We start from the raw sequence: 22,901 nt of genomic DNA, 5'->3' as shown, positions 1-22,901 counted from the left end.
TGGTTTGCAGCAATATGCCGGCTATTTGCCCGGCCGGAACAGCCGAATGACATTGATAAAGAAGCGGGTCGTCCTGCATTTCCCGGGCTTCGAGCCGCTCGACGGTCTTGCCCATAGGGCGCGGTACGAACGCTCCGCCAGACAGAGTGCGGCCGCCTGGGGCTACTCCGTCGAAACCGGCGCGCCGGAGGAGGGAAGCGATCCTCTCAGCTTCGAGGTCACGACGGGCAGCGCAGGAACGCGCGAAACGGCGTCTGCCGCGGAGACCGGTTCCGCCGGCTGGTGGACGATGAGCCGGATCCACATGGTTGATCACGACATGCTCGTGCGCAGGCTGCGTGGGCGCAACATGCTGAGCCGGATCATTGCAGGCTTTCGGAGCTGCGCCGAGATCATGCTTGAAGGTGGCATGCGGGGATATTTCAGGCATGCGTGGCGTTTCGGCCTGTTCTTCCTCTTTCCGTTCCTGCTGACGGCGCTGGCAATCGCGCTGACCGCCGAGATGGTTATCCTGCCCTTTTGTCTCGGCTTCTCCGCCTGGCACGTGCTCTGGAGCGGGCCACTGGCGCTCTGCTTCTTCATCTTCGCCTTCCTGCCTTTTTCCGAGCGCTTCCATACGCTGCACCTTTTTGCCGATTGGGAAATGGCAGTGGCGCTCGGCCGTATGGATCGGGCCGACTTCAACGACTGGCTGGAAGAGCGGGCGACTGCGGTGCGCAAGTCTCTCGCCGAGGAGGCGGACGAGTACGTGATCTCCTCGCACAGCATGGGATCGAGCGTCGCCGCCCATGTCATCGGCATATTGCTTGAAAGGGAGCCGGAGATTTTCAAGGGCAGGCGCGTCGTGTTTGCCACGCTCGGCAGCGCCATTCTGCAATGCGCCCTGCTGTCATCGGCAACATTGCTTCGCGCCCGCGTCGGCCTGATCGCCCGCTGCCCGGAGATCTCCTGGCTTGACGTTCAATGCCTGACGGATTCGATCAATTTCTACAAGGTGCCGGTCGTTGCCGTCGCAGGCCATGCGGACGCGCCTCCGGCGAAGATCCTTCTTATCCGCGTCAAGCAGATGCTGACGGGCGAGCACTACCGGAAGATCCGCAAGGACCAGCTGCGCGTCCACCGGCAATATGTGCTGGGGCCAGATCTCAAGGCACCCTTTGATTTCACGCTGATGACGTCAGGTCCGATGCCGGCGTCGGTCTTTGCATCTCCGGATCAGAACAAGCTGCCGACTTGAGGGCTGGGTTCCGTCGGCAGCGTAGACTGAGGGGGACGTGGTTGTGTTGAATTGCTCCGTGAAGGAGCTCGACCCATTTCCGCATGCCGCCATCATGGGAGATTCTCTTCACCGTCGCCGGCCATGTGAACGTCTCCCGCAGCAGTTTCGTCCAGACGCCGTACGAAGTCCGCAAAGAAGGCCGAGGCATAAATGGATCTTCGGTGCACGGCGATCGTCTGGGGAATTTCGGAGAACGCTCCCTCCACCAGTCGGAAGCCGGAAATCCGCTCCGACGTCCGAACGAGGAATTCGGTCAATCCCGCAGCCGCGTCGCATTGCGACCCGACAAGGAGATCGATGGCAGCTGCCGGGCTGTCAGTAAGCGAGACAGTGGCTTCTTCAAGGATACGTTCGAGCTGCTTCGTATAGGCGGCGCTTCTTGCGGAGGCTATCCGCACTCCTTCAGCATCAACGTCTCCGACCGTTCGAAACGCTGAGTCCTCCGGCACCAAATAGGTCGCTCTGACCGAGATGTAGGGAGGTGAAAAGGAAAACCGGTCGGCTCTCGAGGGATCCGAGGCAATGAAAGCAATGTCCCACTCGCCGCGATCCGCAGCCGCGAGGATGTCGGCGGCCGAACCGTACTGGATCAGCGACACTCTGCGATCCAGCTGTTCGGCAATTTGGTGGCCGATCCGAGCGCTTGGACCGACCAAGGCGCCGGCCTGATCGTCCCAATGGACCAATGCTGCATTCGACATGTTGACGGCGGCCCGGATTACGCCCGCGGGCGCTATCTCGGACAGAACCTTCTTCCGCGTCGACATCGGCGCGAACTCCCTAAGATGCAAACCGAGATGCGAGCGCTTCCGATCCTCTCGCAAGGAGGGCGACGTCTACGCCAACGGCGGTGAACAACGTCCCGAGCGAAATGCAACGGGCTGCGAACGACTCGTCCGGCGTGAGGATGCCTGCCGGCTTTCCAAGAATTTTCAGACGTCCGATCGCGTCCTCGATCGCCGCGATCACCTCGGGATGCCCCGGTTGGCCGGGATGGCCGAAGCTAGCCGCCAGGTCGGCGGGGCCGATGAAGATGCCGTCGACGCCTTCGGTCGCTGCGATGGCCTCCAGCCGACCGAGTGCCTCTCGGGTCTCGATCTGCAGAAGCAGGCAGATCTCCTGTTCGGCAATCCGCGCGTAGTTCGGCACGCGCCCGAAGCGGGTGGCGCGCGTCAAGGCGGAGACCCCGCGAACCCCGTGCGGCGGATACCGTATGGCGGCGACCGCCGCCTTCGCTTCCTCTTCGTTCTGCACATAGGGAACGAGGAGCGTCTGGACGCCGATATCCAGAAAGCGCTTGATCAGCACCGGATCGTTGAATGCCGGGCGTACGACCGGGGAAACGTCGTAAGGCGCGACCGCCTGCAATTGCGGCAGGACGGTGAGGACGTCGCTTGGAGAGTGCTCGGTATCGAACAGCACCCAATCGAAGCCTGACGGCGCGACGATTTCTGCCGCGTAGCTTCCGGGAAGGCCGCACCAGAGACCGATCTGGCTTTCACCGGCTCTCAGTTTCCGCTTGAAGTGATTGACGGGAAGTTCCATCGGCGCCTCACACGAACGAGACGCCGATGGAGCCGACCGGACCGTAGTCGGCCTGGATGACATCGCCCTTGACGATGTCCACGGGGCGGGTGAACGAGCCGGCAAGCACGATCTGGCCCTTCTTCAAGCCGCCTCCGACGGCATGGAGTTTGTTCACGAGCCAGGCGACACCCGCGGCCGGATGCCCCATTATAGCTGCGGAAACACCAGATTCCTCGATGATGCCGTTTTTCGAAAGCGTCGCGCCGACCCAGCGGATGTCGATATCCATCGGCCGGATGATGCGGCCGCCCACGACGATCGCTCCGAACGCGGCGTTGTCGGCGATCGTATCGGTGATCGCTCTGGGCACCTCGGTTCGGTAGTCGATGATCTCAAGCGCGGGAACGACAAATTCAGTCGCGCGCATGACATCATAGATCCGAGCGCTCGGTCCTTCGAGATCCTCTCCCATTACGAAGGCGAGCTCGACTTCCAAGCGAGGCTTGATAAACAGCTCCGCCCTGATCTGCGCGCCGTCGTTATAGAGGGCGTCGTCGAGAATGACGCCGTAGTCGGGCTCGGTCATTTTCGAGGCCATCTGCATCGCCCGAGATGTCAGCCCGATTTTATGACCCGCGATCCGCGCGCCCTTTGCAATCCGTGCCTGCGCCCAAAGCGCCTGGATCTTATATGCGTCTTCAAGTTCGAGATCCGGGTATGTCTTACTTGGCTGGACGATGGGTCTGCGGTCAGTTTCTGCCCTCAGCAGCGCGTCGGCTGCGGCCTGGCGTTCCTTTTCGGTGATCATTATTTAGCTCTGCTGGTTGCTTACTTGATCGGGGGACGCGGCAGGATGGCCTCGCCCGGCTCCATGACGTAGGTGTAGTCGAGCGAGAACCACGGGCCAGTGACGTCCGCGTTGGACGGGTGCGGCTCGTCATGACGGACAAAGTCGCCTGTCAAAGCCGCGGTGACGCCGAACTGCACATCGGAATCAATGTTCGGATCGCTCGGGTCGAAGACCTGGGAGATGAGAGTTTTGTATCCCTCTTTGAAGATCAGGGCGTGCAGATGCGCAGGTCGGTAAGGGTGGCGGCCTTGCACTTGGAGAAGCCGACCTACGACCCCGTCGACAGGGATGGGATAGCCCACCATCTTGACCGTTCTAAACCAGAACCGACCCTCGTCGTCCGTGGTGAACTTGCCGCGCAGGTTCATTTCCGCCTGATCAGGATCCTGGTTCTCGTAAAGGCCGACAGGAGAGGCGTGCCATACGTCGATTTCGGCGCCCGGGATGGGCTTGCCACCCCGATCAACCACCTTCGCGTGGACGAACAAGGGTGTTCCCGGCGTTTCCGACCGGATGATGGTTCCGCCGTTTTCGACCCGCGGAGAGTTGAGCCGCCAGAACGGCCCGAGTAGCGACTGTGAAGTCTCGGTTTGCCCGTTGTCGCCGTTGTTGAGCAGGCACACAAGCGAGGAGACGCCAAGCGATCCGGCCATGAGCACGAATTCGTTGTGGCTGTCGGTCTGCAGCCGGCCGATTTCGTTGAGGATGGCGGTCGCTTCGCGAAACTCGACTTCCGACAGCCTGACTTCCCGCACGAATGCGTGGAGATGCTTCACCATTGCGACGAGTATGTCCCGCAACCGTGGATCTTCGGTGCGGTTCATCACGGCGAGGACGGCCGGCGTCAACTCGCTTTCCGTTCTGATTGTCATAAGGCTACCTCCCAATGAGGTTCGACTATCAAAATAATCGATTATCTGTCAAGCTGTAACTGTACATTCCATCCTGACGGCTAATGTAAATACGCCTGAATATGGCAATAAACCTCTGAAATATCATGATTAAAATGGCGTTATAAAGGCGCAGCCACGGAAGCTCAATGCTTTTCGGTGCGTCCGGGTTGACACGAATAATCGTTTATTGTACCGATAATCGAAACTTGCGCTGGATTGCTGGGAGGAAGAATGGACACGGCCGACGACAGCTCTCTTGGGCCGTTGACAGAAGATGTGCCGTCAATCGGCTTTCTCGACGATGGCAAGAACACCATCGGCAGCCAACTCGCATCGCGCCTTCGGGAGGCGATTATCTCCGGTGAGCTGGAAGCGGGAAGCAAGATCAATCTCGACAAGGCGCGGAAGACTTTCAACGTCAGCCTAAGCCCGTTGCGGGAGGGCTTAGCCCGGCTCATTTCAGACGGCCTGGTCGAGTTTCAGGACAACAGAGGCTATCGCGTCGCGCCAATCTCGCTGGCTAATCTCGAAGAGGTCACGAGCCTGCGCGAGGAGCTCGAGGTTTTCGCGCTGCGTGAATCCATGCGTCTTGGCGACGTCGAATGGGAGGGCAACATCATGCGTGCGCTTCATCGTCTTAACCGCACGGAGCGCGACGCCGCGCGTCCCGAAACGCTAGAGCACTGGGAAGCGCTTCATCGCGAATTCCACCTCACCTTGATCTCTGGCTGTGGCAAACCTCTGCTATTTCACTTCTGCAGTCTTCTGCTGAATCTCAATGACCGATATCGCCGCGTTTTCCTGATCCGTACATCGGGAGACCGCAATGTAGGGCAGGAGCACAGCGAGATTGCCCAGGGAGCGGTCGCGCGTGATGTCGGCTATGCCTGTGAGAAGCTCCGCCAGCACATCCATCGCACCGGCACCAATCTCCGCAACCATCTCGCGACGAAAGGGATCGCATGATGGCCGACGCGACATCGAAATCGGCGCCCCTGATTGGCGTTGCGCATTTCTCATCGATATTGCTGCCTCCCGTGCAATTTGCGAAGGTTGCCGCCCGCGCAGGGTTCTCCAGGATCGGGCTCAGGCTGAATCCGGCGTTCCCTGGTGCGCCTTACTACGAGCTGCCTGTCGGTGGTTCGGCTGCAGGCGATCTGAAATCCGTGCTTGCCGGCGAAGGCGTCGAGGTTTTCGATATCGAATTCTTCGTAATCGACCCCTCATTCAAGGCCTCGTCGGTTGAGGCCACCATCGCTGCGGCTGCAAACATTGGAGCGCGCCGTCTCAGTGTCTGCGGCGACGATGCTGACCAAGCCAGATTGGTATCGAACTTCTCGGATTTCTGCGGCCTCGCGGGCCAGTACGGCTTAGCTGTCGACATCGAGAACATGGGTTGGCGGGTGATTAAAACCTTTCAGGACAGCGTCAATCTTGCGAAGGCGAGCGGTGCCCGCAATGCCGGTGTCCTCGTCGACGGAGTCCATTTCTTCAGGAATGGCGGCACACTCGCCTCGCTCCGAACCGAGATCGGCTGGGTAAAGCACGTTCAGTTGTGCGATGTCGCTGGACCGGCGCCGGTGACAGCAGAGGAGATGGTCGCTGAAGCTAGAGGTGGGCGGCTCGCACCGGGGGAGGGCGAATTGCCGTTGAAGGAACTCGTCGCAACGGTCGATAGCTCCGCGGCGATCTCGGTGGAAGTCCCACTCGCAGGGTCTGTCCCGCCTGAGACGCATTTGAAACATCTGTACGACAACGCCGAAGGATTATTCGGGCCGGATCGCTGATCCGGCGCCGGCGAGGCGTGAGCCGCGTCGGAGGGAGGAAGTCAACATATGGGTTATACGTTCGATTTTGGTGCGGTCTTCGACCGCGCCCCGGAATTGCTGTGGGGTTCGCTTGGAACGCTCGGTCTGGCGGTTGTCGGAATGATCCTTGCGCTCGCGATCGGTATTGTCGGCGTCGCTGCGAGAACGTCCAAGAACAAACTCGTTCGGGCTCCGGTGATTGCCTTTGTCGAGATTGTCCGAAACACACCGTTTCTGGTGCAGATATTCTTCATCTACTTCGCGCTTCCGCTCATGGGTATCCGTCTCAACCCCACCGCTACCGCCATCATCGCGCTGGGGATCAACGGGGGCGCCTATGCGATTGAGATCATACGAGGCGGCGTGGAAAGCGTGAGCAAGGGGCAGGTCGAGGCGGGCTTTGCGTTAGGCCTGCATAAAACCGATGTGTTCCGGCTGATCGTTCTGAAGCCGGCTCTCCGGGCGATCTATCCGTCCCTGACCAGCCAGTTCGTGATGCTGACCTTGACGACTTCGGTCTGCACTTCGATCGCCGCCTACGAGCTGACCTCGGCGGCGCAGCGAATCGAATCCGACACTTTCCGGAGTTTCGAGGTCTATTTCAGCGTGACCGCAATCTATCTGCTCATCTCGAGCCTGATGATGGGCATCTTCGCCCTTATCTCCCGTTCCTACTTCAACTACCCGACCCGATAGGAGGCGTTCATGGGTCCCATCGGTGAAAACGAGCTGTTCTTTCTCTTGCAGGGTCTGAAGTGGACTGTGCTGCTGGCCATCATCGGGTTTGTCGGAGGAGGTGTATTTGGAATCCTGATCGCTCTGGTGCGCACGTCGCAGAACCCTGTCGCACGCTACGCATCGTCGGGCTACATAGCGCTCTTCCAGGGCACGCCGCTCCTGATGCAGCTCTTCGTCGTCTACTACGGCGTCGCGCTATTGGGCGTCGACGTCAATGCATGGATCGCTGTGGCCATCGCGTTCACCCTCCATGCAAGCGCCTTCCTTGGCGAGATCTGGCGCGGCTCGATCGAGGCCGTTCCGAAGGGCCAGACCGAAGCCGCGAACGCACTGGGGCTGCATTACGTCTCCCGGATGAAGGACGTTGTCCTGCCGCAGGCGCTGAAGATTTCGATGCCTGCAACCATCGGATTTCTCGTTCAGCTGATCAAGGGCACATCGCTCGCAGCAATCGTCGGCTTTATCGAGCTTACCCGTGCCGGACAGATCATTTCAAACCAGACCTACCGTCCACTGCTCGTCTTTGGGATCGTCGGAATGGTCTACTTCATTATTTGTTGGCCTCTTTCCCACATCGGGAGCGGCCTCGAAAAACGGATGGCGAAAGCTGCCCGGTAACCTTGCTTCGCCCGAAGCAAGACCACAGAGGAGGAGAACGTAATGCATAGCAATCGCAGACAATTTCTTGGAATGGCCCTGGCTACGGCCGCCTTCGTCACGGTGGGCGCAGCTGCGGCTTCCGCGGCGACCGTCGAGGAGATAAAGGCCAAGGGCACGATCGTCGTCGGCATTCAGGGCGACAACGCGCCATGGGGCTTCGTCAACACGAGCGGCAAGCAGGACGGGTTCGATGCCGATGTCGCGACACTTTTCGCCAGGGAACTCGGAGTTAAAGTCCAGTTCCAACCGCTTGCCGTCGCCAACCGCATTCCGGCCCTGACCACCGGCAAGGTCGACATCCTGTTCGCCACGATGGCAATGACGGAAGAGCGCGCCAAATCGATCCAGTACAGCAAGCCATACGCGGCGAACACGATCTCGCTTTATGCGGCAAAGGCCGACACCGCGAAAACGCCTGCCGATGTTGCTGGGTGGGAAATCGGCGTGCCGAAGTCCAGCTCGCAGGACAAGGCCATTACCGACGCTGTGGGATCGACGGCGACCGTCCGCCGCTTCGACGACGACGCTTCAACCATTCAGGCGCTGGTCTCCGGACAGGTCAAGGCCGTCGGAGGCAACATGTTCTACGGACAGCGGCTGGATGCCGCCAGCCCAGGCACCTACGAGCGGAAGATCGACTTCCTGACGACTTACAATGGCGTCGGAACGCGACTGGGCGAGAAGGACTGGAACGAGGCCGTCAATGCCTTCCTCGACAAGATCAAGGCTAATGGCGAACTTGCAGCCATCACCAAGAAGTGGATGAAGATCGATCTGCCGACGTTCCCGGAATCCATTCCCAACATCCCGTTCACCGTCAAGTAAAGCATAAATGGAGGGCGCCGTGCTCAGTTCCGCTAACGACCAGCCGACATTGATATCGCTTGAAAAAGTGGAGAAGTGGTACGGCTCCTTCCATGCGCTGAAAAACATCAGCCTGTCGGTTCGCAAAGGCGAGAAGATCGTCCTCTGCGGGCCTTCGGGTTCCGGCAAGTCGACGTTGATCCGCTGCATCAACGCCCTCGAGCTAATTCAGGAGGGCAGGATCGTCGTCGAGGGGCAGTTGCTCGACGGCACCAGCAAGGCGGTTGATGCCATTCGGCGCGAAGTCGGGATGGTGTTCCAGAACTTCAATTTGTTCCCGCACATGACCGTTCTGCAGAACTGCGCGCTCGCGCCCATGAGGGTCCGCGGAACGAGCCGCGCTGACGCCGAGCGACTGGCGAGAAAATACCTCGAACGGGTTCGAATCCTTGATCAGGCGGAGAAGTATCCCGCGCAGCTCAGCGGAGGGCAGCAGCAGCGTGTCGCTATTGCCAGGGCCCTTTGCATGGAACCCAAGGCGATGCTGTTCGACGAACCGACATCTGCGCTCGATCCGGAAATGGTCAAGGAAGTGCTGGACACGATGATCGGACTGGCACGCGACGGCATGACCATGATCTGCGTCACCCATGAAATGGGCTTCGCCCGCCAGGTTGCAGACAGGGTCATCTTCATGGCTTCCGGCGAGATCGTAGAGGAGGCCGAGCCCGAGGTCTTCTTCAAGTCTCCGAAGCATGAGCGCACCAAGGCTTTCCTTGGCGAGATCCTCGCACATCACTGAGGTGATTGGGTTATTGAAATGAATAACAAAAAATTTCTCGTCGGTCTCATCGGGGCCGACATCCAAATGTCGAAGTCTCCCGCACTGCACGAAACCGAGGCGCGGCACCTGGGGCTGGATTACCATTACGAACTCTTCGATTTCGCCGAACGCGGTCTAACCGCTTCTGCGCTGCCTGAATTGCTCGCCGAACTTGAGGACCGCGGCTTCGCTGGAAGCAACATCACGCACCCGTGCAAGCAGACGGTCATCGCTCATCTCACAAGCCTATCCGAGGACGCCGAGATGCTCGGAGCAGTCAACACGGTCGTGCTTCGGGACGGAGAGCGGATCGGGCACAATACGGACTGGTATGGATTCTACAAGAATTTCGAGCGCGGTATGGCTGGTGTCGCCAAAACTCACGCCATCCTGCTCGGGGCAGGCGGCGCAGGGGTCGCCGTCGCGCATGCGGCAATCAAGCTCGGCATCGGGATGCTCTCGATCTTCGACCAGGACGCACATCGCGCCGCCACACTTGCCGATCAGCTCAACCGACGCTTTTCCAGAACCTGCGCCCAACCGATCAGAGACGTCGGTGCGGTGCTCGCTTCGGCCGACGGGCTGATTCACGCTACGCCGACGGGCATGCGAAGTCATCCGGGTCTCCCGATCGAACCGGAATGGCTTCACCCACGTCACTGGGTCGCCGATATCGTCTACATGCCGCTTGTGACCGAACTTCTGGCTCTGGCAGAGAAGAAGGGGTGCAGGACCTTGCCGGGAGGCGGCATGACGGTGTTCCAGGCGGCGGCGGCCTTTGAACTGTTCACGGGTGTAAAACCGGATGCGGAGCGCATGTCGCGCCACTTCGAAGAATTGTGTAGAGCTACAGCCTGACCGGGAGGACACGCCTTGCCGCACATCATTATCGACTATAGCCAGGGTGCTGCCGAACGGGTGGCGATCGATGAATTGACCAGAGCGGTCCACCACCGGGTGCGAGACGGAGGCCTGGTGAAGCCCACTGCCGTGCGGACCTTCGCCAGGGAGGCGACCTTCTCCTGCGTCGGCGACGAGCATCCGGAAAATCACTTCATCCAGATAATCGTGCGCATGGCGCCTGGCCGGCCGGCAGAAACCAAGCGGGAATTGTTGAAGTCGGTCCTCGAAGCTGCGCGCGCTGTCGCAGCTCCCGCGCTGCAAGCAGGCCGGCTGGGGCTGCGGGCCGATCTTTACGAATCCGATCCGAATTTCGCATTCCAGGAAATAGCGTTCGCCTGAGCTTGGCAACGCCTTACACAAGGAAAATCGCAATGAGCCTGATCTACGTTCTTAATGGCCCAAACCTCAATTTGCTCGGCAAACGTCAGCCTCACATCTATGGTCACGAGACGCTGGCCGGTGTCGAGGCAGACTGCCGGAAACTGGCCTCGGAACTCGGCCACGAGATCCGTTTCCACCAGAGCAACCGTGAATACGAAATCATCGACTGGATCCACGAAGCGCGCGAAGACGGAGCCGGTATCGTCATCAATCCGGCCGCATTCACCCACACGTCGCTTGCGATACTCGATGCCTTGAACACGTTCGAAGGTCCAGTCATCGAGATCCATATCTCCAACATGTATAAGCGCGAAAGCTTCCGTCATCATTCCTTCGTTTCCCACCGCGCCGACGGCATCATCACCGGTCTTGGTACGGAGGGCTATCAGCTCGGAATCCGGCGCGTCGCGACGATGCTCACGGCAACGACGAAGGACTGACAAATGACTCCTCCGGTCAAACTGGCGGTCCTCGGCGCGGGGCTTATCGGGAAGCGCCACATCAAACACGTGCTGGACGAACCGATGGCGGAGCTTGTCGCTATCGTCGACCCGAGCCCGGTTGGAGAGGCGATCGCCAGCGAGGTCGGCGCCAAATGGTTTTCGACCTTCGCTGAGATGGTCGCCGCAGCGCGCCCTGACGGCGTCATCATTGCGACACCCAACCAGATCCACGTCAGAAACGGTTTTGAAGCCGTAGAAGCCGGCATCCCGGCATTGATCGAGAAGCCAATCGTCGACGATATTGCCGCTGGCGAGAGGCTCGTTGAGATGGCCGAGGCCAAAGGGGTTCCGCTGCTGACCGGGCATCATCGCCGACATAATCCGATGATGCAAAAAGCTAAACAGGTTATCGAAAGCGGAAAGCTCGGGCGAATACTGATCGTGAATGCCATGTTCTGGCTATTCAAACCGGAGGAATACTTCGACACTTCCTGGCGGCGCGAACGCGGCGCGGGACCAGTCTTTCTCAATCTGATCCACGACATCGACAACCTCCGCTATTTATTCGGGGATATCACGGCGGTCCAGGCGCTCGAATCCAACGCAGTTCGCGGAAACGCCGTTGAGGAGACCGCAGTGATCCTGATCGAGTTCAAAAACGGAATTCTCGGCACTGCTTCCGTTTCGGATTCCGTCGTCGCGCCATGGAGTTGGGAGATGACGACCGGCGAAAACCCCGCCTATCCTAAAACTGAGGAGGCCTGCTACATGATCGGCGGCACGCACGGGTCGCTGTCGGTGCCGTCACTAAACATGTGGAGCAATCCCGGCAGCAGGGGCTGGACGGAACCGTTCGAATGTCATCGCGCCAAAATCGAAAACCAGGATCCGCTGGTCCTGCAGATACGCCAGCTTTGCAGGGTCATTAGAGGGGAAGAAGCGCCGCTGGTCAGCGGACGTGAGGGACTAGAAACCTTAAAGGTTATCGACGCCGTGAAGCGATCCGCCGCAGCGGGCAAGCGAATCAGCCTGACCTAAATGGTTGCGTGCCAGCTCACGGCGGTCGGGAGCGTTACGCGCGGTGGCGGCATCCCTGGGACATCCCTCGAGTCAGGCCCGAGGACAGGAATGAGGGAGGTTGAAGTACGGCGCACAACGAGGCCGGACACCTTTGTCATCCAGAACCGCTTTGCAGAGAACTAAAGACCCGGCAGGAAGGAATCCTTCCATCCGGGTCTCTTTATTTCAAAGCTTCAACCGGCCGAAGCCGGTATGTCAATCCGGCGCGGATGTCTGCAGAGCGAGAGCGTGCAATAGGCCGCCCATGTTGCCCTTCAGCGCCTCATAGACCATCTGGTGCTGCTGCACGCGGCTCTTGCCGCGGAAGGCTTCGGCGACGACTTCGGCGGCGTAGTGATCGCCGTCGCCCGCGAGATCGCGGATCGTCACCCTGGCACCGGGAATCCCAGCCTTGATCATGTCTTCGATATCGCCGGGTTTCATGGCCATGATGTTACTCCTTGCGCATCATTCCGCGGCAAGTTCGCCGCGGCCTTCCATGAAATCAGGGAACCACGATTCATGGGCATCGCGCAATTGCTGAATCGGCAGTGAAATAAGATCGCCGACATCAAGTGCATCTCCACCGACCGTGCCGAGGCGACGGAAGGGAACGCCGGCACCTTCCGCATTGACGCAGACGAAATCGGCAACATCGGCCGGCACAGCCAGCACGTAACGGGCCTGGTCTTCGCCGAAGAGCAGCGCATGCGCAGCACCCTTGCCTTCGCCCAGACCGATCTTCATGCCCTTGTTCGAGGCCATGGCCATTTCGGCGAGCGCGACGGCCAGGCCGCCCGAGGAAATGTCGTGGCAGGCGGTCGCCTGGCCGTTGCGGATGACGGAGCGGACGAAATCGCCGTTGCGGCGCTCGGCGAAGAGATCGACTTCCGGCGCCGGCCCTTCACGGCTGGAGAGCAGGTCCCTGAGATAGACGGACTGACCGAGATGGCTGCCGTCCACGCCGATCATGATCACCTTGTCGCCGTCATTGGCGCTGCCGATGCGGACCATCTTGCGCCAGTCCGGCAGCAGGCCGACGCCTGCAATCGTCGGGGTCGGCAGGATGGCGACGCCATTGGTCTCGTTGTAGAGCGAGACGTTGCCGGAGACGATCGGGAAATCGAGCGCCCGGCATGCTTCGCCGATGCCCTTCACCGCCTGAACGAACTGGCCCATGATCTCAGGCTTTTCGGGGTTGCCGAAGTTGAGATTGTCGGTGGCGGCAAGCGGCTCGGCGCCCGTCGCGGTGATGTTGCGCCAGCATTCGGCGACCGCCTGCTTGCCTCCCTCGAACGGATCGGCCTCGACATAACGCGGCGTCACGTCGGAGGAGAAGGCGAGCGCCTTGCTCTTGTGGCCATCGACGCGCACGACGCCGGCGTCGCCGCCGGGGAGCTGCAGCGAATTGCCCTGGATCAGCGTGTCATACTGTTCGTAAACCCAGCGGCGGCTCGACTGATTGGCGGAGCCGACGAGCTGGAGCAGCGCCTGGCCGTAATCCTTGGGGGCGGCGACGAGATTGGCGGGCAGGGGCGCAGGCTTGCCGGATTCGCGCCAGGGGCGATCATATTCCGGCGCCTGGTCGCCGAGATCCTTGATCGGCAGGTTGGCGACTTCTTCGCCCTGGTGCATGACGCGGAAGCGCAGGTCGTCGGTGGTCCTGCCGACGATGGCGAAATCGAGGCCCCATTTGACGAAGATCGCCTTGGCTTGCTCTTCCTTCTCCGGCTGCAGCACCATGAGCATGCGCTCCTGGCTTTCCGACAGCATCATCTCGTAGGCGGTCATCCGCTCTTCACGGACCGGCACCTTGTCGAGTTCCAGAAGAATACCCAGATCGCCCTTGGCGCCCATTTCGACGGCCGAGCAGGTGAGGCCGGCCGCACCCATATCCTGGATAGCGATGACGGCGCCGGTCTTCATCAGTTCGAGGCAGGCTTCGAGCAGGCATTTTTCGGTGAAGGGATCGCCGACCTGAACCGTCGGGCGCTTCTCCTCGATCGATTCGTCAAATTCAGCCGAGGCCATCGTCGCGCCGCCGACGCCGTCGCGGCCGGTCTTGGCGCCGAGATAGACGACCGGAAGGCCGACGCCCTTGGCTTCAGACAGGAAGATGGCATTCGATTTCGCGATGCCGGCGGCAAAGGCGTTGACCAAGATGTTGCCGTTATAACGCGCATCGAACTCGACTTCGCCGCCGACGGTGGGAACGCCGAAGGAATTACCGTAGCCGCCGACGCCGGAGACGACACCGGAGACGAGATGGCGGGTCTTGGGATGATCCGGCTCACCGAAGCGCAGCGCGTTCATCGCGGCGATCGGCCGCGCGCCCATGGTGAAGACGTCGCGAAGGATGCCGCCGACGCCGGTCGCAGCACCCTGATACGGTTCGATGTAGGAGGGGTGATTGTGGCTCTCCATCTTGAAAACCACGCAATCGCCGTCATCGATATCGACGACGCCGGCATTCTCGCCGGGCCCCTGGATGACGCGCGGCCCCTTGGTCGGCAGTGTCCGCAGCCATTTCTTCGAGGATTTGTAGGAGCAGTGCTCGTTCCACATGGCCGAGAAGATGCCGAGTTCGGTGAAGGTCGGCTCGCGGCCGATCAGATCCAGAATGCGCTGATACTCATCCGGCTTCAGGCCGTGGTTTGCAATGAGGTCCGGCGTGATCGGGATGGTGTTTGGAATGGTCATGAGCGGAAAGTCCCTGGCGCGTTTTGCGCTGTCTTTAGCTTATGTAGCGGCGACGCGCGACAGAAAAAAGCCCACCGTCAACAGAGGGCGGGCAGGCTTTTCTCGTAAAGGCGGCAATCGCTCAGAACTTGTAGCCGATCTGGATGCCGGCGCGCGTCATGCCGTCGTTCGGGCCGTCGCAGAGATTGGCATGAGAGGAGTGGGCGATCTGGGCCATCACGTTCCAATTGCGGGTGAAACGGTAACCGGCGCCGACATATTCGTGGAACAGAACGCGACAGCCGAGTTCCGGGCCGTCATCATTGTCGTCCAGCTCGCCGGTGTGGATGACGCCGCCGAATCCGGTTTCGGCAAAGAGCTTTTCGTTGAGATCGACCGTCCAGGTGAAGCCCGTGAAGAATTGCGTTGCTTCACCCGAGGTGCCGATGGAGGTCCCAAGATGGACGCGGGGATGCAGCAGCTGTTGTTGCCAGCCGACAGCCCCCTCATATCCGAAAGGATCGAAGAGAGCGGTAATCTCCGGAAAGACGCCATCTTCCCCGGCCCGACCCGATTGCACCGAGGCGGAAGCCCCGAAACGCAATTCATCGAATATCTGCTCGCTGGCATTGGCCGAATCCACCATCGAGGCGGCGGCTACGACTGCCACGGATGCCAGCCCCAAGAAGCGTAACGCGATCCTTCCGAACTCGACCCTCATCTGCCGTCCTTTGATTCGCACCAAGCGGGAATAACAAAGAGGTAGCACGGGGGGCGAGGCGGTAAAGCGCTCTCGTCAGGCGTGTGCGCTTTTTCGAAATTATGGCGTGCATTTGCAACAGATCATATTTCGCCGTCATAGGCGGAACCGCCATTTTCCAGCAGCCGGCGCAGGATCATCAGGCCTGCGGTCAATTCCTGGCCTGTTTTGGGTGAGGAGAAACCGATGCGAATGCGGTAGTAGGTTTTCTCGCCGCGGGCCGCCTTGAACTCGTCTTCGTCATCGACCAGCACGCCGTCGCGAAAGGCGGCATTCTTGAAGGTGCCGGACATCCAGGGCTCCGGCAATTTCAGCCAGAGGAAAGGCGCATGCGGATGCGACGCGAAGTCGAAACCCTGCAGATGTTCGCGGGCGAGATGGGCGCGCCGGGAGAGTTCCCCGATAACCTCCTTGCGGATGTCGTGCGCCCGGCCGCTTTCGACCAGGCGGGCACAGGTCTCTGCCAGGATGAAAGGCAAGCCGCCAGTGACCATCCTGTGCGTCACCTTGATGCGCTGGGCAAAATGCGGCGGGCAGGCGACCCAGCCGCCGCGCACACCGGCGGCGACTGATTTCGACAGGCCGTTGACCAGAAAGGTGCGGTCGGGCGCAAGGGAGGCGATGAGCGGCGTCTCATCGTCGGCCATGCCGCCGTAGAGGTCGTCCTCGATCAGCCAGACGCTGTGCTTTCGGGCGATTGCGGCAATTGCCGCGCGCCGCTCATGGGGCATGATCGTCACTGTCGGATTGTGGACAGTCGGCATCAGGAAGGCGATCTTCGGATGCTGCTGCTGGCAGAGCCGTTCGAAATCATCGGGAATGACGCCGAATTCGTCGGATGCGACCGTTACCGTGCGGCGGCCGAGAAGGCGGGCGCTGCGGCTGACCTGGGTGTAGGTCAGATTTTCGAAAACGATCTTGTCGCCCGGCGCCGAGACAGCGGCAATAACGGCGACCGCCGCGGCATGGGCGCCGAGCGTCGGCACGATGTTTTCGACTTCCGGCGTCCAGCCGCTGCGGGCAAGCCAGCGGCGGCCCGCCTCGAACCAGTTGCGCGGAAAACTTCGGGAATAGGAGGAAATCTCGGTGAGATGCTGTTCGCCGATCTCGGCGAGGATGGCTGAGATGATCTTGCCCTGGCCGAGGTCGGGGGCGGCTGTCGTATCGAAACGGATCTTGTCGGCAGGCGCGTCCTGAAAGCGAGTGCCGCCGAGCGAGACGGCCACTGGATCGGCTTGTTCACCGGGCGGCGTCTCGGCGCGGTTCAGCACATAGGTGCCGCGGCCAACCTCGCCGGCAACCAGGCCGCGCTCGTGCACCAGCGCATAGGCGCGGCCGATCGTGCCGATCGTCACGCCGATATCATAGGCAAGATTGCGCTGCGGCGGCAGTTTGCTGCCGGCGGGCAGGGCGCCGCTCGCAATGGCGGATTCGATGCTGTCGGCAAGCCGGAGATAGACCGGCCCGGAGCCGCGGGAAAGATCTGGAAGCCAATTTGTCATGGTGACAATTGCTATATTGTCACCATGTCCCTGTCAAGATTAAGAGTCAATTCCAAGGACGAACCGAGAGGATTCCTGGAATGTCTGCATTGCCCGAAATCAATACGCCAATTGTGCCGATTGTCTCTTATGAGGACCGGCGCGTCATCCTTCCCAGTCCGCCTGCCGAGGCGACGACGCGTCTGGGATGGATCTGGGCTGCCATTCGTCTCTGGCATCAGAAGCGGGAGGGCCGCCGCGCGCTCAGGGAGCTTTCGGCGGCGGGACTCAAGGACATCGGGGTATCGCAGTCCGAAGCCGCACGCGAAATCGGCAAGTCATTTTTCTGGGACTGACGCTGCGGATGATCACAGCGATCAATTGCAGGCCCTGTTGCCGCCGGACCAGCGGTTGACGTCGGCGGCGATGCGGCCGGCGACAGGCTCCTGCATCATCGGACCAAAGGCCTGCAGATGGGCAGGGCTTCCCTCGGCCTGGACGACGAGCAGCGGCCGGCTTTCCGGGCTGCCCTTGTGGACGAGCAGGATACGCGGCCGACCGGAGAAGGAATTGAGTTCCGGAGCGAGCTTATAGGCGGCAAAGGCCGGATCGCCCGATTTGAACCAGCAGGCATTGGCGCCGAGCGCTACGCGCTCCATCGTCGGCAACGCCGCCCGGTTTGGACCTGCTGCCGGTGCCGGCGACTGGCAGGCCGCCACAATGGTTGCCAGAGCAGTCAACAAAGCGGTGTTTGCGACGGTGAGGCGAGGGCGCATTGATCTTGCTCCAGCGATCCGGATGAAAGTCTTCTGAGTTACATGCCGTTGCCCGCGGCGCGCCTACGGGCGGCATGGCTGAGGTGGGGTCAGGCGGCGACGACGTCGAGCGCCGAGGCGAAGAGGCCTCGGCCATCCGAACCGCCATGGGCGGTCTCGATCAGGTTTTCCGGATGCGGCATCATGCCGAGCACATTGCCCCTTTCGTTCATCACGCCGGCAATGTCGTTGATCGAACCGTTCGGATTGGTGCCCTCGGCATAACGGAACAGCACCTGACCATTGCCCTCGATCTTCGCCAGCGTCGCTTCGTCGGCAAAATAATTGCCGTCGTGGTGGGCGACAGGGCAACGGATGACCTGCCCTTGCGCGTAGGCGCGGGTGAAATCCGTCTCGGCATTGACGACTTCGAGCTTGATCTCGCGGCAGACGAATTTCAGCGAGGCATTGCGCATCAGCGCGCCAGGCAGCAGGCCCGCTTCGACGAGGATCTGGAATCCGTTGCAGACGCCGAGGACCTTCACGCCCCTTGCAGCCTTGTCGATGATCGCCTGCATGACCGGCATGCGGGCGGCGATCGCGCCGCAGCGCAGATAATCGCCATAGGAGAAGCCGCCGGGGATGACGATCAGGTCAACGTCGGGGATTTCCGTCTCGGTCTGCCAGATCGTCACCGGTTGGTGACCCGAGATATTGGTGAGAGCTGCGATCATGTCGCGATCGCGGTTGAGGCCCGGAAGTTGGACGACGGCTGATTTCATAGAGTCCCCGCATTTCGCGAAAGATATTGGACTGGAACGCTCTCGGCGAGCCATACTCCATTGTCCGCGACAAAGAAAGAATGGCCTTCTGAAAACATGGCGGCTGCGTCGACACGCAGAATGATATAGTCGCCCTTGCGGCGCACGGCGACTATTTTCGCCGTATCGATGTCAGCCGACAGATGGACGTGGTGCCGCTCCATCTTCTTCAGGCCTTCGCGCTTGATCGACGGCCAGTTCGTGAGTGACGTGCCGTGAAAGAGAACTGCCGGCGGTTCAACCGGGGTCAATCCCAGATCGACCTCGACACTGTGGCCCTGGTTGGCGCGAATCCTGTTATCGACAAGCGTGAAGCGTTTCTTCGGACTGTTGTCGATGATCTCGACGATATCGGCGCGGGAGATGCCGTATTTCGACGTCAGCACCCTTTCGAGATCATCGAACGATACCCAACCCTCGGCATCAAGCGTCAAGCCTGCGGCATCCGGCGCATGGCGCAAAACATAGCTCATGAATTTCGAGACTTCCGTCTCCAGCTTTGCCTTCAGCATGACGCTCAATCCATAAGACCCGCCGGTTGACGGGCAGGTCAGCAATGGTCAGTCGATTGCGATCGCGTAGTTCTCGATGACCGTGTTGGCGAGCAGTTTTTCGCACATCGCCTTGAGGTCTGCCTCGGCCATGGCCTTGTCGGCGCCTTCGAGCTCCAAGTCGAAGACCTTGCCCTGCCTTACATGGCCGACGCCCGAAAAGCCGAGGGCGCCGAGCGCGCCTTCGATGGCCTTGCCCTGCGGATCGAGAACGCCGTTTTTCAGCGTGACGGTGACACGAGCCTTGATCACTTTGTCTTTCCTGCCTTACTTGACCAGACGAATTTTTATTTAACCAAAACGGGGCCGGTGCCGCGCACAGGCTCATTTTCATTGATGATGCCGAGACGGCGAGCGACTTCGGAGTAGGCTTCGAGCAACCCGCCGAGGTCGCGGCGGAAGCGGTCTTTGTCCATCTTCTCGCGGGTTTCGATGTCCCAGAGCCGGCAGCTGTCCGGCGAGATCTCGTCGGCGAGGATGATGCGCATCAGATCGCCTTCGAAGAGGCGGCCGCATTCGATCTTGAAATCGACGAGCTGGATGCCGACGCCGAGGAAGAGGCCGGTCATGAAATCGTTGACGCGGATGGCGAGCGCCATGATGTCGTCGAGCTCGGCCGGATTGGCCCAGCCGAAGGCGGTGATGTGCTCTTCGGAGACCATCGGATCGTCGAGCGCGTCGGACTTGTAATAGAATTCGATGATCGAGCGGGGCAAAACGACGCCTTCCTCGATGCCGAGGCGTTTGGCGAGAGAACCGGCGGCGACATTGCGCACGACGATCTCCAGCGGGATCATCTCCACTTCCCTGATCAGCTGCTCGCGCATGTTGAGCCGGCGGATGAAATGGGTGGGAATGCCGATCTTGTTCAGATGGCTGAAGATATATTCGGAAATGCGGTTGTTCAGGACACCCTTGCCGTCGATGACTTCATGTTTCTTCTTGTTGAAGGCGGTGGCATCGTCCTTGAAGAACTGGATCAAAGTGCCCGGCTCCGGACCCTCATACAGAATCTTTGCCTTGCCCTCGTAGATACGGCGGCGACGGTTCATCTTGGTCATTCTCTGTTGTTGGCGCTCTTGGGATAGCGCGAGTGGATCGATCTCGTGGCGTCCCCTTAAAGGAAAAGAGAGTGTTTCACAATCCGCCTGTCGCTCCTTCCCCGGTTTCCGGATTTCGTGGCCCCGGCTGCCGGTTTTCATGGCCCTGTTTCCGGATTTTACGGAATAGCGCGAAGAGAATCGAATGAATTCGCTTTACGACTCTAGCCGCTTTTTCTCTACGGTGGAATGAAGGCGAAATGGCGGGCCGCTTATACAGGTTTTATTTGGCGGTTCTGCTTGGCGTCGCGCGGAGAAGATGCGTCTGCAAGCCGCGCGCGGCGGTCAGATGGCGCCAGCTTCCGGCGCGGATGAAGGAGGGGATCTGTATGGCCGGCATCGGCCGGGCGAGCGCATAGCCCTGCAGCGTGTCGCAGCCGAGTTGCTCCAGAATGCGCACATGATCCGCCGTTTCGACGCCCTCAGCGATGACGAGAATATTGAGCGAGCGGCCGATATCGATGATGGAGCCAACGAGTTTACGCTGCTCGGCAGATTGCGGCAGCATGCGGATCAGTTCGCGATCAATCTTCAGCGTGTTCGGGCTCAGGCGCAGAAGGCTGACGATCGAGGCGTGGCCGGTACCGAAGTCGTCGATATGGATGTCGATGCCGAGCTTGCGCAGCTTTTTCAAATTGGCGGCCACCGCCTCGTCGCAATCGTCGAGCGAGATCGATTCCAGCAGTTCGAAGGCGATGGCGCCGGGTTCGATTTTCAGGGCGCGGAGCTTCTTGCCGAGGTCGGGATCGGTCAGCCGGCGGGCGGAAACGTTGACCGATATTTTCGGGATCGACAGCCCATCCTTGATCCAGGCACGGCGGTCTGCCAGCGCGCGCTCCAGGATCAGGGCGTCGATCGTCGAAACGACGTCGAGATCCTCTGCGATATCGAGAAAGCGATCTGGGGTCAGCAGGCCGTGTACGGGGTGTTGCCACCGGGCGAGCGTCTCGACACCCGTGACATCGAGCGTGCGGGCGTCGAACTGCAATTGATAGAACGGCACGAATTCATTGCGCTCCAGGCCGATCAGGATTTCGTCGGCGAGTTGCTTGGCCGAGACGATATCGTTGCGGGCCGATGCCGAGTAGAATTCGAAGCGATTTCGGCCGAGCCCTTTGGCGCGATAGAGCGCGATGTCGGCGTCGAGCAGCGTCTGCTTGGCGTCGAGCTTGGTGCCGCCATTGAGCGCGATGCCGATGCTGGCGCCGAAACGGCAGTCATGCCCCTCGTATCTGACGGGCCGGCGCAATTCGCGGATCAGGCGTTCGGCCAGGCTGGCGATCTTCTTCGATGCAGCATCGACGGCGCAGAGGACGACAAATTCATCACCGCCGATACGCGCGACAAAATCGGCGGCGCGGACGGAATGTCTGAGCACATTTGCGGCGTGCTGCAGCATGGCGTCGCCCGCCCGATGGCCGAGGGTATCGTTGATCTGCTTGAAGCGATCGAGATCGATATGCAGAACCGCCAGAGCAAGACCGCTGGCCCGGCATTCCGCCGCGCGGTCGTCCAGCATCTTGTCGAGATAACGGCGGTTGGGCAGGCCGGTGAGATAATCGTGCAATGCCAGGTGCTCGATGTTTTCCTTGACGGCTTCGAGTTCGCGGTTGCGGGCTTCCGCCAGTTCCTTGGCGCGCTGCAGCTCGTTGCGAAGCGCGACCTCCTCGGTGACGTCCCAATTGGCGCCGATCAGCTTGCGTTGGCCGTTGCCGTCGACGAAGAAGGCCGAGCGGGCACGGATGATCCGTTCGACGCCGTCGCCGCGGATGATGCGGTATTCCTGCTGAAAGTCGCTGCCGCTTTCGACGCTGCGATCGGCGAGGCCGAGCACGCGCTCACGGTCGTCCGGATGCAGGCTTTTGGCCCAGGCGTCGGCGCCGATCTTGCGCGCCGCACCCTGCAAGCCGTAGATGGCAATCAGGCGATCGTCCCATTCGACGACGTCATTTTCGATATCGGCCTCGAAGACGCCGATGCGGGAAACTTCCAGCGCCAGGTCGAGCCGGCGCGACAGACGCGACAGCGTCTCCTCGGCTTCCTTGCGGGCGGTGATATCTGTATCCGTTCCGACGATGCGCGTCGGGACCCCGTTCTCATCCCATTCGACGCAGGCGCCACGGCAATCGATCCAGACCCAATGGCCGTCCCTGTGGCGTTCACGATATTGGAAGATCTGATAGGCCGGATCGCCGGCATTCTGCCGCTCGATCGCATGAGCAACGAAGTCGCGGTCGTCGGGATGGACGAGTTGCAACCAGGCCTCATAGTCGCCGGCGACGTCCTCGTCCGGCGCCATTCCGCGGATGGTTTTCCACGTCGGCGAATAATATTTCCGGTCGAGACGGTAATTGTGATCCCATACGCCGAGGCCGGAACCAACAAGCGCATGGTTCCAGCGGCTCTCGCGCTCAGCCAGATCGGAATCGTCGGTTGACCCGTTGCCGACGCCGGCCTCAGCCGCTGCGAGATCGCCATGCGGTTCATCGGCCTCCGGGCGGGCTTTCTTCACGGGCATTCTCGCTGATTTCATCTCGGCGCAGTCTGCGGGCTTTCTATTAAGAAAGGCTTAGAAAGCGGTCGCTG

At 60.5% G+C, this 22,901-nt stretch carries 26 protein-coding genes; 12 read left to right on the top strand and 14 right to left on the bottom strand.

The genetic code is table 11. The annotated features are described in order from the left end of the window. Window positions 1–46 precede the first annotated feature (46 nt). A complete protein-coding gene (locus NL154_RS10580; RefSeq protein WP_434734017.1) occupies window positions 47–1,237 on the top strand; it encodes a hypothetical protein in 1,191 nt (396 codons plus the stop codon). A 92-nt stretch (window positions 1,238–1,329) separates the two neighbouring features. Here NL154_RS10580 and NL154_RS10575 read toward each other — a convergent pair whose 3' ends face one another. Genes NL154_RS10575 through NL154_RS10560 form a run of 4 tightly spaced genes read right to left on the bottom strand, consistent with a single transcriptional unit; the run spans window position 1,330 to window position 4,528 of the window. Further along, window positions 1,330–2,046 carry a transporter substrate-binding domain-containing protein gene (locus tag NL154_RS10575; RefSeq protein ID WP_221147629.1) on the bottom strand — a complete coding sequence of 239 codons (717 nt, stop codon included), beginning with the start codon at window positions 2,044–2,046 and terminating at the stop codon, window positions 1,330–1,332. 13 nt (window positions 2,047–2,059) lie between these two features. Continuing rightward, entirely contained in the window at window positions 2,060–2,824 is a 765-nt protein-coding gene (gene hpaI, locus NL154_RS10570; RefSeq protein WP_210631144.1) for a 4-hydroxy-2-oxoheptanedioate aldolase, read from the bottom strand. 7 nt (window positions 2,825–2,831) lie between these two features. Beyond that, window positions 2,832–3,614, bottom strand: a complete 783-nt coding sequence (gene hpaH, locus NL154_RS10565; RefSeq protein WP_210631145.1) for a 2-oxo-hept-4-ene-1,7-dioate hydratase — start codon at window positions 3,612–3,614, stop codon at window positions 2,832–2,834. A gap of 20 nt (window positions 3,615–3,634) precedes the next feature. Beyond that, entirely contained in the window at window positions 3,635–4,528 is an 894-nt protein-coding gene (locus tag NL154_RS10560; RefSeq protein WP_210631146.1) for a dioxygenase, read from the bottom strand. Window positions 4,529–4,780: 252 nt separating this feature from the next. On the opposite strand from NL154_RS10560, the gene NL154_RS10555 reads away from it, so the two are divergent. From NL154_RS10555 to NL154_RS10510, 10 genes are read left to right on the top strand one after another with little or no spacing between them, the layout of a single operon-like run. After that, complete coding sequence (locus NL154_RS10555) at window positions 4,781–5,515, top strand: GntR family transcriptional regulator (RefSeq protein WP_434734016.1); 735 nt, start codon at window positions 4,781–4,783, stop codon at window positions 5,513–5,515. After that, the gene (locus NL154_RS10550; RefSeq protein WP_434734015.1) at window positions 5,515–6,336 is read left to right on the top strand and encodes a sugar phosphate isomerase/epimerase family protein; all 822 of its coding nucleotides are present in this window, start codon (window positions 5,515–5,517) and stop codon (window positions 6,334–6,336) included. Before NL154_RS10555 ends, NL154_RS10550 begins: the two co-directional genes overlap by 1 nt. A gap of 48 nt (window positions 6,337–6,384) precedes the next feature. Continuing rightward, a complete protein-coding gene (locus NL154_RS10545) occupies window positions 6,385–7,053 on the top strand; it encodes an amino acid ABC transporter permease (protein WP_210631149.1) in 669 nt (222 codons plus the stop codon). Between the two features lie 9 nt (window positions 7,054–7,062). Next, window positions 7,063–7,713 carry an amino acid ABC transporter permease gene (locus NL154_RS10540; protein ID WP_210631150.1) on the top strand — a complete coding sequence of 217 codons (651 nt, stop codon included), beginning with the start codon at window positions 7,063–7,065 and terminating at the stop codon, window positions 7,711–7,713. Between the two features lie 42 nt (window positions 7,714–7,755). Next, window positions 7,756–8,580, top strand: coding sequence for a transporter substrate-binding domain-containing protein (locus tag NL154_RS10535; protein WP_210631151.1), 825 nt, complete (start codon window positions 7,756–7,758; stop codon window positions 8,578–8,580). Window positions 8,581–8,587: 7 nt separating this feature from the next. Next, entirely contained in the window at window positions 8,588–9,361 is a 774-nt protein-coding gene (locus NL154_RS10530) for an amino acid ABC transporter ATP-binding protein (RefSeq protein ID WP_282615049.1), read from the top strand. 18 nt (window positions 9,362–9,379) lie between these two features. Continuing rightward, a complete protein-coding gene (locus tag NL154_RS10525; protein WP_210631152.1) occupies window positions 9,380–10,240 on the top strand; it encodes a shikimate dehydrogenase in 861 nt (286 codons plus the stop codon). Between the two features lie 15 nt (window positions 10,241–10,255). Then, complete coding sequence (locus tag NL154_RS10520; protein WP_210631153.1) at window positions 10,256–10,624, top strand: 5-carboxymethyl-2-hydroxymuconate Delta-isomerase; 369 nt, start codon at window positions 10,256–10,258, stop codon at window positions 10,622–10,624. A gap of 32 nt (window positions 10,625–10,656) precedes the next feature. Next, window positions 10,657–11,106: a type II 3-dehydroquinate dehydratase gene (aroQ, locus tag NL154_RS10515; protein ID WP_210631154.1), complete on the top strand. Its 450-nt coding sequence runs from the start codon at window positions 10,657–10,659 to the stop codon at window positions 11,104–11,106. Between the two features lie 3 nt (window positions 11,107–11,109). Further along, window positions 11,110–12,147, top strand: coding sequence for a Gfo/Idh/MocA family protein (locus NL154_RS10510; protein ID WP_210631155.1), 1,038 nt, complete (start codon window positions 11,110–11,112; stop codon window positions 12,145–12,147). Between the two features lie 237 nt (window positions 12,148–12,384). Here NL154_RS10510 and NL154_RS10505 read toward each other — a convergent pair whose 3' ends face one another. The 4 genes from NL154_RS10505 to NL154_RS10490 all read right to left on the bottom strand — a co-directional run bounded on the left by NL154_RS10505 (window position 12,385) and on the right by NL154_RS10490 (window position 17,109). Continuing rightward, the gene (locus NL154_RS10505) at window positions 12,385–12,618 is read right to left on the bottom strand and encodes a BolA/IbaG family iron-sulfur metabolism protein (RefSeq protein ID WP_210631156.1); all 234 of its coding nucleotides are present in this window, start codon (window positions 12,616–12,618) and stop codon (window positions 12,385–12,387) included. A gap of 18 nt (window positions 12,619–12,636) precedes the next feature. Then, on the bottom strand, window positions 12,637–14,868 hold the full coding sequence (gene purL, locus NL154_RS10500; RefSeq protein WP_434734014.1) for a phosphoribosylformylglycinamidine synthase subunit PurL: 2,232 nt from the start codon (window positions 14,866–14,868) through the stop codon (window positions 12,637–12,639). A gap of 121 nt (window positions 14,869–14,989) precedes the next feature. Then, window positions 14,990–15,568, bottom strand: coding sequence for an acyloxyacyl hydrolase (locus NL154_RS10495; RefSeq protein WP_221124332.1), 579 nt, complete (start codon window positions 15,566–15,568; stop codon window positions 14,990–14,992). Between the two features lie 122 nt (window positions 15,569–15,690). Then, the gene (locus tag NL154_RS10490; RefSeq protein WP_210631159.1) at window positions 15,691–17,109 is read right to left on the bottom strand and encodes a PLP-dependent aminotransferase family protein; all 1,419 of its coding nucleotides are present in this window, start codon (window positions 17,107–17,109) and stop codon (window positions 15,691–15,693) included. An 80-nt stretch (window positions 17,110–17,189) separates the two neighbouring features. Between NL154_RS10490 and NL154_RS10485 the strand changes: the two genes are divergently transcribed. Continuing rightward, window positions 17,190–17,444, top strand: coding sequence for a DUF1127 domain-containing protein (locus tag NL154_RS10485; RefSeq protein ID WP_210631160.1), 255 nt, complete (start codon window positions 17,190–17,192; stop codon window positions 17,442–17,444). A gap of 21 nt (window positions 17,445–17,465) precedes the next feature. On the opposite strand, the gene NL154_RS10480 is transcribed toward NL154_RS10485, so the two are convergent. From NL154_RS10480 to NL154_RS10455, 6 genes are all read right to left on the bottom strand, one after another. Continuing rightward, window positions 17,466–17,864, bottom strand: a complete 399-nt coding sequence (locus NL154_RS10480; protein ID WP_210631161.1) for a hypothetical protein — start codon at window positions 17,862–17,864, stop codon at window positions 17,466–17,468. An 89-nt stretch (window positions 17,865–17,953) separates the two neighbouring features. Beyond that, the gene (purQ, locus tag NL154_RS10475) at window positions 17,954–18,625 is read right to left on the bottom strand and encodes a phosphoribosylformylglycinamidine synthase subunit PurQ (RefSeq protein WP_434734013.1); all 672 of its coding nucleotides are present in this window, start codon (window positions 18,623–18,625) and stop codon (window positions 17,954–17,956) included. Further along, window positions 18,622–19,176: an RNA 2'-phosphotransferase gene (locus tag NL154_RS10470; protein ID WP_210631163.1), complete on the bottom strand. Its 555-nt coding sequence runs from the start codon at window positions 19,174–19,176 to the stop codon at window positions 18,622–18,624. Before NL154_RS10470 ends, purQ begins: the two co-directional genes overlap by 4 nt. Window positions 19,177–19,224: 48 nt before the next feature. Beyond that, window positions 19,225–19,467, bottom strand: a complete 243-nt coding sequence (gene purS / locus NL154_RS10465) for a phosphoribosylformylglycinamidine synthase subunit PurS (RefSeq protein ID WP_011425539.1) — start codon at window positions 19,465–19,467, stop codon at window positions 19,225–19,227. A 35-nt stretch (window positions 19,468–19,502) separates the two neighbouring features. Further along, complete coding sequence (gene purC / locus NL154_RS10460) at window positions 19,503–20,267, bottom strand: phosphoribosylaminoimidazolesuccinocarboxamide synthase (protein ID WP_085780082.1); 765 nt, start codon at window positions 20,265–20,267, stop codon at window positions 19,503–19,505. Window positions 20,268–20,538: 271 nt separating this feature from the next. After that, on the bottom strand, window positions 20,539–22,833 hold the full coding sequence (locus NL154_RS10455; RefSeq protein WP_221124336.1) for a putative bifunctional diguanylate cyclase/phosphodiesterase: 2,295 nt from the start codon (window positions 22,831–22,833) through the stop codon (window positions 20,539–20,541). Between the last annotated feature and the right edge of the window lie 68 nt (window positions 22,834–22,901).

Source organism: Rhizobium sp. YTUHZ044 (genome assembly GCF_051123975.1).
GTDB lineage: Bacteria > Pseudomonadota > Alphaproteobacteria > Rhizobiales > Rhizobiaceae > Rhizobium.
Note: the sequence above shows the minus strand (reverse complement) of the source record. Positions and strands in the feature narration are given on the sequence as shown.

Bases quoted from the DNA above. Each gene is read 5' to 3' on its own strand.
- NL154_RS10560 (WP_210631146.1), bottom strand. From the start codon at position 4,528: ATGACAATCAGAACGGAAAGCGAGTTGACGCCGGCCGTCCTCGCCGTG.
- NL154_RS10540 (WP_210631150.1), top strand. From the start codon at position 7,063: ATGGGTCCCATCGGTGAAAACGAGCTGTTCTTTCTCTTGCAGGGTCTG.
- purC (WP_085780082.1), bottom strand. From the start codon at position 20,267: ATGAACCGTCGCCGCCGTATCTACGAGGGCAAGGCAAAGATTCTGTAT.
- NL154_RS10525 (WP_210631152.1), top strand. From the start codon at position 9,380: ATGAATAACAAAAAATTTCTCGTCGGTCTCATCGGGGCCGACATCCAA.
- purQ (WP_434734013.1), bottom strand. From the start codon at position 18,625: ATGAAATCAGCCGTCGTCCAACTTCCGGGCCTCAACCGCGATCGCGAC.
- NL154_RS10490 (WP_210631159.1), bottom strand. From the start codon at position 17,109: ATGACAAATTGGCTTCCAGATCTTTCCCGCGGCTCCGGGCCGGTCTAT.
- hpaH (WP_210631145.1), bottom strand. From the start codon at position 3,614: ATGATCACCGAAAAGGAACGCCAGGCCGCAGCCGACGCGCTGCTGAGG.
- NL154_RS10505 (WP_210631156.1), bottom strand. From the start codon at position 12,618: ATGGCCATGAAACCCGGCGATATCGAAGACATGATCAAGGCTGGGATT.
- aroQ (WP_210631154.1), top strand. From the start codon at position 10,657: ATGAGCCTGATCTACGTTCTTAATGGCCCAAACCTCAATTTGCTCGGC.
- purL (WP_434734014.1), bottom strand. From the start codon at position 14,868: ATGACCATTCCAAACACCATCCCGATCACGCCGGACCTCATTGCAAAC.
- NL154_RS10550 (WP_434734015.1), top strand. From the start codon at position 5,515: ATGGCCGACGCGACATCGAAATCGGCGCCCCTGATTGGCGTTGCGCAT.
- NL154_RS10535 (WP_210631151.1), top strand. From the start codon at position 7,756: ATGCATAGCAATCGCAGACAATTTCTTGGAATGGCCCTGGCTACGGCC.
- NL154_RS10575 (WP_221147629.1), bottom strand. From the start codon at position 2,046: ATGTCGACGCGGAAGAAGGTTCTGTCCGAGATAGCGCCCGCGGGCGTA.
- NL154_RS10485 (WP_210631160.1), top strand. From the start codon at position 17,190: ATGTCTGCATTGCCCGAAATCAATACGCCAATTGTGCCGATTGTCTCT.
- NL154_RS10480 (WP_210631161.1), bottom strand. From the start codon at position 17,864: ATGCGCCCTCGCCTCACCGTCGCAAACACCGCTTTGTTGACTGCTCTG.
- NL154_RS10455 (WP_221124336.1), bottom strand. From the start codon at position 22,833: ATGCCCGTGAAGAAAGCCCGCCCGGAGGCCGATGAACCGCATGGCGAT.
- NL154_RS10470 (WP_210631163.1), bottom strand. From the start codon at position 19,176: ATGCTGAAGGCAAAGCTGGAGACGGAAGTCTCGAAATTCATGAGCTAT.
- NL154_RS10545 (WP_210631149.1), top strand. From the start codon at position 6,385: ATGGGTTATACGTTCGATTTTGGTGCGGTCTTCGACCGCGCCCCGGAA.
- hpaI (WP_210631144.1), bottom strand. From the start codon at position 2,824: ATGGAACTTCCCGTCAATCACTTCAAGCGGAAACTGAGAGCCGGTGAA.
- NL154_RS10495 (WP_221124332.1), bottom strand. From the start codon at position 15,568: ATGAGGGTCGAGTTCGGAAGGATCGCGTTACGCTTCTTGGGGCTGGCA.
- NL154_RS10530 (WP_282615049.1), top strand. From the start codon at position 8,588: ATGGAGGGCGCCGTGCTCAGTTCCGCTAACGACCAGCCGACATTGATA.
- NL154_RS10510 (WP_210631155.1), top strand. From the start codon at position 11,110: ATGACTCCTCCGGTCAAACTGGCGGTCCTCGGCGCGGGGCTTATCGGG.
- NL154_RS10555 (WP_434734016.1), top strand. From the start codon at position 4,781: ATGGACACGGCCGACGACAGCTCTCTTGGGCCGTTGACAGAAGATGTG.
- NL154_RS10580 (WP_434734017.1), top strand. From the start codon at position 47: ATGACATTGATAAAGAAGCGGGTCGTCCTGCATTTCCCGGGCTTCGAG.